5 protein-coding genes are annotated in these 12,116 nt (G+C 53.9%); 2 read left to right on the top strand and 3 right to left on the bottom strand.

Going from position 1 to position 12,116, the window contains the following annotated elements:
- Nucleotides 1-140: 140 nt before the first annotated feature.
- Both LA756_RS07585 and LA756_RS07580 read right to left on the bottom strand, forming a co-directional pair.
- Nucleotides 141-2,843, bottom strand: coding sequence for a hypothetical protein (locus tag LA756_RS07585; protein ID WP_224439266.1), 2,703 nt, complete (start codon nucleotides 2,841-2,843; stop codon nucleotides 141-143).
- A 75-nt stretch (nucleotides 2,844-2,918) separates the two neighbouring features.
- Entirely contained in the window at nucleotides 2,919-4,877 is a 1,959-nt protein-coding gene (locus LA756_RS07580; RefSeq protein ID WP_224439265.1) for a hypothetical protein, read from the bottom strand.
- 513 nt (nucleotides 4,878-5,390) lie between these two features.
- On the opposite strand from LA756_RS07580, the gene LA756_RS07575 reads away from it, so the two are divergent.
- Nucleotides 5,391-7,847 (top strand): SdrD B-like domain-containing protein, encoded by a 2,457-nt coding sequence (locus tag LA756_RS07575; protein WP_224439264.1) that lies wholly within the window; start codon nucleotides 5,391-5,393, stop codon nucleotides 7,845-7,847.
- Nucleotides 7,848-7,931: 84 nt separating this feature from the next.
- On the opposite strand, the gene LA756_RS07570 is transcribed toward LA756_RS07575, so the two are convergent.
- Entirely contained in the window at nucleotides 7,932-9,269 is a 1,338-nt protein-coding gene (locus tag LA756_RS07570) for a BBP7 family outer membrane beta-barrel protein (RefSeq protein ID WP_224439263.1), read from the bottom strand.
- 626 nt (nucleotides 9,270-9,895) lie between these two features.
- Between LA756_RS07570 and LA756_RS07565 the strand changes: the two genes are divergently transcribed.
- Complete coding sequence (locus LA756_RS07565; protein WP_224439262.1) at nucleotides 9,896-11,917, top strand: preprotein translocase subunit SecA; 2,022 nt, start codon at nucleotides 9,896-9,898, stop codon at nucleotides 11,915-11,917.
- Nucleotides 11,918-12,116 lie beyond the last annotated feature (199 nt).

Genomic DNA, 12,116 nt, shown 5'->3' with positions numbered 1-12,116 from the left:
CGCCCGTTGGGTTTCCCGACGGGCGATTTTTTTATGGCCATGTTCAACCGCTAAAGACTTGCCAGCTTGATTGAACGAAACGCCCAACTATGGCGTGAGATCCCGCGAGACCTAAGAGAGATTGCCTGGCGAAAGAGGCGTTAGAGTAGGTCGTCTTCGATCAATTCCGCTAGGGCTTCGTCGACCATTGCCTCGTCGAGCTCTTTTGCACCCACGCTGTTAGAGAGCGTTGTCGCGGCGGAGCTGATGATCGCTGCTTGCTGCGTAGGAAGAAAGCTAATTGCAGCAAAAGAATCCAGTTGCACAAAAGCCGATTCGATCTCTTGATCGATTGCTGGTACCTTGGAGGAAACGCTTGGCGTTAGTAGAACGAGTGGCTCGCCTTCTAAGCTTGGCGAATCGACAGTCTCCGTATTAACACCGGAAGCTTTTTCAGGCTGGCTGGCCGCGGAAACAGTAGGTCCAGCAAGCAAAGTTAGTGGGGCATAGACCGTGGGTGCGTAAACGGAAGCAGGTTCAGGGCTCACCTGGTTGCCGACATCCTGCAGATCGAGAAACGCGAGCAAGTCGAGCTTGCTGAAACGCCCATCTGCGTTGACATCGAGGCGTGGATCGAATTCGGTATGCGTGAACTCGGTAAGATCAACACTCTTCGTCGAGGCACCGGCAGTGATTTGAGGATTGACCAGCTCCGCAAGAAGGATCTCTCGATCGGCTGAGTCGGTAACGCCATCGAAGTTGACGTCGGTCAACTGAAGTGGGTTGTGCCAGGAGTCGTCCGCCACGGCCAGCGACCATGCGATACGCTGCACGCTGGACTGCGGCGTCAGGCTGACGCTCGCGTTGGTTTGTGGTGTGAAAAAGACTTCTTTGCCATTGGGACCCGTCAGTTTTAATTGATAACTGCTGGTCAGATCGAATGGCAGGGAGAAGGCTCCCCATTCGTTGGTGACCACCGAATGAGGACGGCCCACTTTGAGGTTATCTAGCGCGACATAGCGTGAGTCGCGGTTGGTGGTAACGGTATCATTCAAGTGCCCACGAGCGATTGCATAGGCAGCATTCGGCTCGCTCAGCTCGATGAACATCGTCTCCGAGGTACCTGCTGCCAGCGGACTCGTCGTATAGCGGGCCAGCAATGTTCCTTCGAAGTCATAGACTTCTAAAATCCCAACATCGCCATCGACTTCGGCAATGGCGTCGATCGAGACATGGCTTACCGGCGACGCAAAGTCCATACGCAGTTGACGTCGGTCGTACCAAACGTTGTTCCACGAATTGGAGTTCGCCGAATAGTTGAAAAAGCCGCGTCCCCCCGTACTGGTCAACGAACTGTTTCGTGAAGATGCATCCGCGAAACCAGTCGTGATCTCTGTGCCAACGGCCGACAGCGAGACGCCGCCGATCGGATCGTAGAAAATGTGATTGTGCGAAAAATCGTCCGGCTCGATGCTGACCTCGGTGACGACAGGATTGCCTTGGGCGTCGATAACTTCGACAGTCCAGCCAGCCAAGCCTGCTTCGCCGGGATTATAAACGCCATCTTTGTTTTCGTCGTAGGTAACGTAACCGGTGAAGCCTTGCACGGCGGTTGAGTCGACATGTTCGGTCGACGCGTTCAGTACATCGGAAAAGATGTAGCCGGTTGCATCGACCACACGGACTTCAACAGCATGCTCGATGGCGTTCGGTAATTGAATGGCAAAATGGAAGTTCGCGGAATAGTCGTCCAGCGTGGGACCGGTCTGCCATGCTCCACCATCATTGCGATATTCAATATGGCTCAGGCGGTTGGTCGTTACCGAGTTTTGCAGCCCCCAGGAATTCAGATTCGGCAAAATGCCAATCGAAGCTTCGCCCTGGACTTGTAGCTGATTCGTATCAGGATCAAAAAAAGAGCTTGCCGAGAACGAAATGGGGACATCGAAGACATCGAAAATGCCATCGCCGTCTGAGTCCTTCCAACCGATCGACTCAAACGAAGCTGTGCTGCTGGTATGTGCGGCATAAGCGGCTGCCAACGAGTCTTGATTCCCTAGCAAGCTCGTTTCGATCGGATTGGGATTCTCGTTACTGTCGAAGTTGCTGTTCTGGGTGTCGTAATAACCGCGTGTGCTTTCATAGGACGCGCCAGAACCGGCGTATTCGTCCATGGCCCAGAACTGATGTGCAACTTCATGTGCGACGGTGCTCGCAGGACGTCGCGAAGGCAACGCCATGAATGCTCCGCCAGCGATCGAAAACGCACCTTGTACGCTGCCATCGGCAAAGAATCCGTTGGTGTCGTTCTGGGCATTGATCACGAAAATGGTGAAAGCCCAATTGGCTCCGTGAGCTACACGCTGGCTATGATTGAACAGGCGGACATCGTTGTCTATTTCGCCAGTTCGTTCCGCCCCTACAGAATCCAGGAACGCTCCGACCCAGATTTCAAAGTCTGTTGCAACGCGGGTAATCGGCTCGATCCCAATCGAGATGGGAGCATCCGCGTAGGTGTAGTCGATCTGAAAATCGAGATCGTGCACGTCGGTTTGCAGCGCCAGGGTATCTTCCCACCACTGCAGACCTTCTTCAATGTTCTGTTTGACCTGGTTGGCGTGGGCCGTGTTCCAGTTTTCGGTATTGGCGTCGACTGTGCCGTTGGACTCGAAAAAGACAACCGACACCAAGACATCCCCCAGCATGAATTCGCCGGTGTCGAGCGGCTGAGCATTGAGGGGAACGGCCGATAGGGCAAGACGTGACTCGAGACGCTCGATATTCCTCGTTCGACGCGCGGGACAACGTCTCCGCTTGGTAGCTCCACGTTGTGTGGAGCGTCGAAATGAGGAAGATCGGAACATGTTTGAGTCCAGCGACCGAAATGCTGGGAAAAGGAAGAGAAGAATGCCAGCTATCGCTGACCGGTTACGAATGCGTTACAGCTGTTCGTCTTCTTTCCATAGGGCCAAAACTTCGTCGGCATGATCTGCGAACGTCGGTCCTTCGGTGGAATCTTCCTCCGTTTCTTCCGACTGCGATGCCGTCAGGACGATCAGATCGGCTTGTTCATCGAAACTGGCAATCGCGGCATCGGTTGATTCTTCCGGATCGTTTGCCGGCGTTTCGTCGGACGTGTCATTCGTCGAAACGTAGGACGATGCACTTGCCATCAGCGGCAGCGTGGTTGAAAAACTTTCGCTCGAAAGTGGACCGGAATCGAATTGTTTGGGGGCCACCTCTGGCGTCGTCGCTTTCGTGCTTGTCGGCTGCGTGCTGCGAGTATCAACAGGTTCCCCTTCCAGCAGGAACGAGCTGCCCATCAACGGTACTCCCCCTAAGTCGCCAGGGTAACCAGCTGGATAAACTCGCGAAGATTGGGCCGAGGCAGATTGGCCGAAGTTCTGGACGAAGAGACCATAGTCGGCCAGGTCGACTTTGCCGCTGTTATTAAAGTCAAACTTTCGGATCAAGGGGTTTCCGTTGACGAATTTACCGAACTGCTCTACGAAACTACCAAAGTCGGATAGTCCAACGCGGCGGTCTTCTCCGGCGTTCGCAACATCGTAAATGACCGGCCATACTTCAAAATGATAGCCGGGCGTTGTCGAGCCCACGATCACCGAGCTCTCGAACGTCGTTTGGTCGTAGACCGTCGCGTTCGATTCGGTGAGTGAAATGTCCGACGACTCGGTGTAGGTCAGTTCCCCATCGGTATAGTCGACCGTCAGTTCCATTTCAGAACGAAGCTGAATTCGGCCGATCAATGCGTAGCGATCGTCACCAAGATCGGTCGAAAGTGAGCTGTAGCCGATACGTACGGTACCATTCTCAGCGTCGACATCGGTCAAAGTAACCGAATAGCGAAGGCTACTCGGATCTTCCACACGGCCGAAAGCTTTGACGAAACTGAAGTCGTCTGGGTTGTAGCTCAGCTCGACGACGCCTGCTTGAACGGAACTTCCCGCAGGAGCTTTGGCATAGACTTCCACGTAGAAGTAATTCCACTCGTCGATCGTATCGACGTTCGACGGAAGCGTGTTGACTTCACCCCCGGAAGTGAGTGTTGGATTGGTTACGTAGCGAAGCTGATAATCGGCTGGCGTGCTCGCCGCGATCACCTCTAAGTCCACCCCTTCAAAGTAGACATCTTCATCGTCCGTCAGGATGTATTGCCCGAGACGGTGCAGCGAAAAATACTCGTCCTGGCCGATTGTCGCGTTGTTAAAGTCTTGTCCGGTCAAGCGTTCCAGTTGAGGAACCCCGTTGGTATAAATCGGGGCGCCTTCGCCGTTTGGTGCATTGGGATCGTACTGACGGTCGATGACGTCGAAGTGAAAGTGAGGATTGAACCCTTCTTCCACGTCGTAAACCCCCGGAGCTTGGGCGATCATCCGCATGGAGAGTGCTTCAATCTCCCCGGTGAACCCTTGCGTCTGATTTTGGACGCTAATCATCCCCACGTACCCATCGAATTCGGTTTGGGGCGCGTTGGGAATGGTATCGATGGCGTTGATGTTCGGCCCAAACTTGATGCCGTTAACGCCATAGGTCGGATCGAATTCGAATCCGGCCGAGTCGAAGGTGATGTTGAACGCAGCCGTGTAAAAGCCAAACGGGTCGGAGTCGACAACGAACAGTCCGCCCCCTTCTTCTTCGACGACCACGCCTGGTTCGCCACGTCGGTCGTCGATGTAGGCTTTGATCAGGAAGCTTTCACCCTGGGTGATCTGGGTGATGGCGTTTCCATGCAGATCGGTCGCGGCCAGGCGAAGCGAGAGCAACTCGTTGGTCGCGTTGAGCATTTCGCGCCCTTCGAGCTGTTCGAGACGAGCGACATGATTCCATTGGCGGCGAACAGAGTTTCGTTGGGCCGAGCGGGAATTTGCTTTTTTCATGGCGTTACGCGATCGGATGGTGCCACCCAAGAGATGGGTAATCTTTTGACAATGGGATGAAAAGCGACGAATACGACAGCCGCGAGCGAAATGGCCTAGATCTCAGAGTAATTGCGAGTTTGGCGAACGCAATCTTCCAAAACCATTGGTAGTTCTGACTTTAGGGGTTGTATCGATTATCCGCCTAAGATCGTCGCGACATGTCTCTAATTTGGACGGATTGCGGCCCCGTTAGTTCCGGCCGAGAACGCAAAACCAAGATTTTCGGAATCTTTTCTTCAAGTCGAGAGGAACTTCTCTGCCTCGGACTGCGACCAAGTGGCTAGGTAACTGGGAAATTATGCGGATAACGCGGATTTTCCTCCCGGTGAGGGATCTACCGAGGGTAAGAAAAAGTTTGCAAACGCAAATTTGCCCAATTAGTCTGAACGACGCTGAATAAATCACCCTAATTTCCCAAGTTGCTCAATTCGCCACTTGCCTAATCGAAAACATAGGTTGCCGTAGGTCGCCATGAAAAAGAACAAGAGCCGCCAGCACCGCGCCCCTGCCAAATCGAAGAAACGCGCCAAACGGCAGCAAGGCTTTCGCCGAATGGAACCCCTGGAAACACGGTCCATGCTGGCGGGGGACCTCCTGTCGGCGGTCCACAACGATTTCCAACCACTGGACGTCAACGCAGACGGTCAGTTCAACCAGATGGACGTCGATACGTTGTTGTCCAATCTGCGTTCCAAGAAGGCAGCCCAGCGCAGCTTGATCGAAGGTGAGCAAACGCTTTACCTTGACGTCGACAACGACGGTATTTTGACAAACCGTGACTTGTTGGCCGCCATCGACGCGTTGTCGATCGAAGGGGAGGCCGCTTCCACCGATTTCTCGGTCGACGTCGATCTACGAATTGTTCCTGATTCGGGGTCGCCAGCCGCCGAAGGTGGTTCGACTTCGATCGGCGTGAACGAATACTTCACGCTTGAGATCTACATCACCGATACTTCGTCGACCCCTTCCGGTATCGACCAAGCCTACGTCGACGTGCTGTTCGATTCGACGCTGTTTGCGATGGATCAGCCTATCTCCAGCGCCATCACACTTGGCCCAGGCTTTAGCGGACCAGCTGGTGGTACGGTTCCCAATAATGTGACTCCTTACGGCGCGTTTCATGGAAACACCGATGCCAGCTTTGTCGAGCCAGGCGTCTTAAAGTACATCGGTGGCTTCTCCGCTCAGAATCCGACGGCAACGCGACTGTTGGCTTCGATTCGGTTGCGATCGATTGCCGAAACCGACATGAGCGGTACCGATTTCTCGGTTTTGATCCAGGACTACACGCTTCCTGGCAACGACATGAACGATACGGTCAGTTCGTTCAACCAAGAGAATCGTGACGGTGACATCGATACCGACGAAAACCTGAATGCGACGTACCTCAACGGTTCCGGCACCGCGGAAATCGTCCGCTTTGTTGGCGGTAGTGTCAATTTGGTTGTCCAGGCTCAGCAGGAAAATGGCGCCAACTTCGATGCATACGATGTAAACGAAGACTTCTTCGGCGACGACGAAAGCAGCACGCCACCGAAAGTCACCATTAACGATGTCGAGTATTACGTGCTCGACGTTTTGGCCAACGACCGTGATGGCAATGGCAACTTGGTGATGGGGGATCGCTCGCGATTCAACATCGACTCGGTAACCCAGCCGGCCGAAGGTAACGTGATCATCCAAGAGAACGCCCAAAGCGTTCCAGAAATCGCTGCACTGATGGGCGTCGATTCCCATGAAGTCTTGCTTTACCAGGTTCCCGATGGACTGGGTGGCTTGGCCGAAAACTTCCAGTACACGATGACCGACAGCGGAATGACCGATAATGCCGGGACAACCACGGCAGGCGTCTATGTCTTCATCAATGAAGTCAATCAGCCGGTAGAGCTTATCGAAGATCCTTTTGAAGTCGAAGTGGAATCGGGCATCGAATCCGACGTCATCGACATCATGGATAACGTGTTGCCAGGCGAAGATTCCGACACGCCAACTTTCGTTGGGTTCTTCGACATCAATGGCGACGTTCTGGATGCTTCCGATCTACAAGGAACGTTCACTCCAGTTCTGGACGACATGGATCAGCCAACCGGCGAGTTCACCTACATCTCGAACACACCTGGCCTGGTCGAATCGATTATTTATCGTGTCGACGACGGTAGCGGTCAGATCACCGAAGGTACGATCACCTTCACTACGCAGTTCAACAGCTTGCTCTCTGGCGTCGTTTTCTTCGACGTCGACCGAGATGGCAACGTCGACGATAACGCCGGCACCAACGCAAGTCCGGAAGCTCGTATCGGTGGTGTCACAGTTCAACTGCTCGACGGAAGCACGGTCATCGAAACGACGACCACCGATTCGCAAGGAGCTTACAGCTTCTCCGGATTCGATGAAGGCACTTATTCGGTGCGAGTCATTGATCCTCGCTTCCTGATCAAGGGCTACACGACCACCGGTGGATTTACCGTCACAGGTAACACCATCAGCGGTATTACCGTTGGTAATGGGCAAGGTGGTCAGTACACCGGACTGAACTTCGGTTACTTCGGACGTCAGGCCCAGTACATCGGGTTTGGTGATTCGATCGGATCGAACACGGAAAACAGCATTGTTCTGGCCTTCTCCAAGAGTGGCGGCACGACCAATCTGGAATGGTTCGCAGTCGACATGGGTTGGGATCGCCTGGTTCGTATTCGACCAGAATACGCTTACCTCGATCCAGCCACTGGCTCGGCTCAGATTGCCTTTGAAGTAAGTGTCGACGGGGTCGAAGAGCCACAATTCGTGGTTCAAGCCTTCTCGCCGTCGACGCCTGGCTATCGCATCGTGGCCAACACGAGCGAAGGGATGATCATCCGCATTAATGGCTCGGCTTCGCAGGTCATGACGAACCTGGCCGCCGTTGATGCCGCCTTCGCGAACATGTAATCGCGACGGCAAGAAACAAAAAAAGAGCCGGACTCGTTTGAGCCCGGCTCTTTTTGTTTCTTGATCTCGAAGGCGTGCTTCGGCTTAGTAGTGGTATTCCATACCGAGCGTCATGCCGAGAACCCAGAAGTCCTGTTCGATGAAGTTGAACTGAGGAGCGGTTGGGTTGAATGCACTTGGGTCGACCGTCGTGTTGACCATCGTTGCCCCGGTCACAACATCGCTAAAGTAAACGAAGTTGGCACCGATCTTGAAGTCGAGATTGCAGTTGTAAGCGTAGATCATGTCGACAGTCGCTTCTGGAATGTAAGCGAACTGATCGCGAGTGTAGGTGCCGATGTTGGCATCGTTGGTGAAGACACCACCGTTGCGAGCAAATGCACCGTCGATCGTCGTGGCACCGGAAACGGTAGCTTCCTGCTTCATACCACCCACGCTGATCTTACCCATGGCTCGCCAGCTGAATGGTCCGTCTTGGAATTCAGCGATCAAGCCGAACTGACCACCATGGAACTCGTTGGTTGCGTCGAAGTTATCTTGGACGTTGACCACCGAACCAAGTGGAAAGCTTGTCGAACCAGCATCTTGAGCGGTGAACGTCGTGTTGTTGTTGAAGCTGTCTTCGATCTTGGCATAGCTATAACCGGTGACGAAGTCCCAGCGATTGCCATGGTTGGTATAGATGTGCTTGGTGACAAACAAGTCGCCCATGTACACTGAGTTGTCGTTGGTCAGGTTGACCGTCGTATTGTCGGCAGCGTTGGTACCGTTACCAGGCAGAGCGACAACAAACGAATCGTTCATGCCAGAGACAGGATCGAAGAATGGGAAAGCGAGCGTCGAAAATTCGTTCGACGTGGTCGAGTAGTCCGCACCTTCGTCAACGAGACCCATGAAGCGACCACCGATGCTCCAGTTTTGGTAGTCATCGAGCCACAAACCGATCGTGATGCGACCGCCGATGTTGGCATCGCCCGATTCGTATTCGTCACCGAACAAGATCTGAGTCGTTGGGGCACCCAGAACACCTTCGTCGGCAGGATCACTTGTCGTCAGGATCGCTGGGAAGTTCCCGCCATGTCGCCAGACGATCAGCGTATCGAAGCTGCCGTAAGCTCGTGGTGGCAAAGCACAGCCGTTTCCACAAGCGTCGCCTGGGAAGTTTTCGTATTGAACGTAATCGCCGGCTGGCTCGTACAGAGAACCATCAACAGGTCCGCCGTATTCCATGCCAGGGTTCATTTGGCCGTGAGCGTTTGCCGCAGCCATCTGAGCGTAAGGTGCCGGGCCGCCCATCATAGGTCCCGGAGCTCCCATGGGGCCCATCATTGCCTGAGGGGCATAACCAGGATGCATGCCTGGTGGCTGCATTCCGGCTGGGTCGTAGGGAGCAGGAGCACCGGCAGGATATGGGGATCCCATCGGAGCATAACCCTCTTGGGCAAAGGATCGTCCGGTCCCGCAGACCAACGCGACGATCGAGAAAGCTAGGGTGGAGTAGTTAAGCTTCATGTTGTGTGCTCGCAAACTAATGCTGTCGCTCCCAAGGCCCTGCCTCGTTCCGACCAGCGGAAGGAGTTACAAGAGCTACCGCTTGCGTCTTATGGACATCCAAAATCGAATAGCCATGAATAAACCCGGCGGTTCAAAAACCAGGGGCCTATCAGGCGGAATGTTTTCTTTTGTCAGGACGCTAGCCCTGGCACTCGAACGGTCCGCGTACGATTATTCCGGACGTATTAGGAATGTCGGCCGTTCAGCATGTGCCGGTTAAACAAAAAGCAATGTGCAACCCGTATAAACGGAATTCTCCGCAGGAAAGTTATTTGGCACCATCAAACACACAGAAAAGGCAAAGTGGGGTGATTGCGTCAAGTTTGCGGGTTGGTTGGGCCAGCCGACCAATCAACTTCCATGAATCTGTCGAAAGAGTTGGCTGAAAGTTGGGAACAAAGAGGGTTGTCTTTCATACTAAAATCTGATGACGTCTATCATTAGATCGACACCCCCAGCCGAAGTGGCTATGCACCTCTAGGGAAGAAGACCTGTTGGATACCGAGCAACAAACGTTGGAACCGCCCCAAGCGGAAGAAACCAAGAAGCCAGAGCCGCCCAAGAAAGGGGCGCCTCGACAGTTCCGTTCGAACCCTGTGTCGGCCGTCTGTTCCCAGGTGACTCGATCGGGGCTCGCTCGTTATATCTCGAAGCTACCGCTGATCGATCGTTTCGAGGCCGAATTAAAGGACCTTTCCGATCGCGATCTACGAAAACACAGTTTAGGCCTGCGTCACCGGGCCAAAAGTGGCGAACCGCTGCATCGGCTTCTGCCGGAAGCATTCGCATTGGTACGCATCGCAGGTGCTCGGACGATGAACATGCGGCACTACGAAGTGCAGCTGATCGGCGGCATGATCATGTTCGACGGTTCGATCGCCGAGATGGAGACCGGTGAAGGGAAGACATTAACGGCAACTTTGCCGACCTATTTATATGCACTGCCTGGCAAAGGGGTGCATGTCGCGACGGTGAACGATTACCTCGCCGCACGTGACGCCGAGCTGATGATGCCGGTCTATAAAATGCTTGGCATGTCGGTCGGGATCATCGAATCCCAAATGTCCTCGGACGATCGCCGAAAAGCTTACGCGTGTGACATTACTTATGGGACGTCGAAAGAATTCGGTTTCGACTTCCTCCGCGATCGTCTTCTAATTCGCCAAACACGCGAACAAGGGCTCGGCGTGCTGGGGCCGCTGCTAGCAGGCAAGTCCGAGAAAAGCGAAGAGCCAGTTCAGCGAGAACACTTCTTTGCGTTGGTCGACGAAGCGGACAGTGTATTGATCGACGATGCCCGAACTCCCTTGGTGATCAGTTCGATTCCGGGCGAAGCAGAAAAAGTCGCTGTGGCATGTCACCAATGGGCTGCGAAGAGTGAGCCAGAGTTCGAGGAAGATAAGCACTTCGAATACGACCACGATAAAAAATCGGTCGAACTGACGGTGTCGGGGCGGTTGCTCGTACGTCAGGTCCCTAAGCCGAAACTGCTTGATACGGTCGGATTGGTCGATCTGTACGACTACATAGAGCGTGCCATTAAAGTGAAACGCGACTTCCATAGTGGTCAACACTATGTGATTCGCGACGGCGAAGTGGTCATCGTCGATGAGTCGACGGGACGTATCGCCGAAGGTCGAAAGTGGAGCTACGGCATCCATCAGGCGATCGAGGCGAAAGAAGGCGTCGAAGTGACGGTAGCCACTGGGCAAGCGGCTCGAATCACTGTTCAAGACTTATTTCTTCGTTACCGTCATCTCGGCGGTATGACAGGAACGGCATCGAGTTCCAAGGGCGAATTCAAAAAGATCTATAAGCTGAACGTGATCAAATGCCCTACCAACCGCATCCCACAGCGAAAGCTATGGCCTGATCGCGTTTTTGGTAACGAGGAGGCCAAATGGACCGCGATTGTGGATGAGATTCAAGAGATCCACACTCAAGGCCGTCCAGTACTCGTCGGCACACGAACCATCGAGAAAAGCGAACATCTTTCCAAACTATTGGAAGAGGCCGGTATCGAACATGAAGTCCTGAATGCCCACCAGGTTTCCGTCGAAGCCGAGATCGTTTCCCGCGCCGGACAACCTGGCAAAGTGACCGTCGCAACCAACATGGCCGGCCGTGGTACCGACATCAAGCTCGGCGAAGGTGTCCATGACTTGGGCGGTTTGCATGTGATCTGCACCGAATTGCACGATTCGGCCCGAATCGACCGTCAGCTGGTCGGACGTTGCGGTCGACAAGGCGACCCCGGCAGTACGCGGCAGTTCATGGCACTGGACGACGACTGTTTGCTAGTCGGACTAGGCCCGCATCGATACAAGAAGCTAGTCGCTTACGGCGAAAACCGCACCGGCGAGCTGCCAAGTTATGCCAAACTATTCAAAAAGGCTCAGCGAAAGATTGAGAAGAAGCACTTTAGCGACCGCAAAGTGTTGCTCTATCACGAGAAGCAGCGGAAGAAAATGCACCGCGAAATGGGCCAAGATCCTTATCTGGATTCGCCAGATTAACCAGAGTGATGCTCTTTGGCATCTTGTTGGAACGAAGTAATCGGCAAGTCCGTCGAATGTTGCGTTTTGGCACCTTATTGCCAGCATCCGGAAACAGGAAACTCTCCCTAACTTCTTACCACGCAGCGAACAAACAAGCTTTGAACAGAGTAGAGTTCTTCGGCGTTACGACCCTTCCAACCCTTACATCCTTGCGCCG

It is taken from the genome of Bremerella sp. TYQ1 (assembly GCF_020150455.1).
Taxonomy (GTDB): domain Bacteria; phylum Planctomycetota; class Planctomycetia; order Pirellulales; family Pirellulaceae; genus Bremerella; species Bremerella volcania_A.
This window is presented reverse-complemented; position numbering and strand designations above follow the sequence as displayed.

Bases quoted from the DNA above. Each gene is read 5' to 3' on its own strand.
- LA756_RS07570 (WP_224439263.1), bottom strand. From the start codon at position 9,269: ATGGGATCCCCATATCCTGCCGGTGCTCCTGCTCCCTACGACCCAGCC.
- LA756_RS07575 (WP_224439264.1), top strand. From the start codon at position 5,391: ATGAAAAAGAACAAGAGCCGCCAGCACCGCGCCCCTGCCAAATCGAAG.
- LA756_RS07580 (WP_224439265.1), bottom strand. From the start codon at position 4,877: ATGAAAAAAGCAAATTCCCGCTCGGCCCAACGAAACTCTGTTCGCCGC.
- LA756_RS07585 (WP_224439266.1), bottom strand. From the start codon at position 2,843: ATGTTCCGATCTTCCTCATTTCGACGCTCCACACAACGTGGAGCTACC.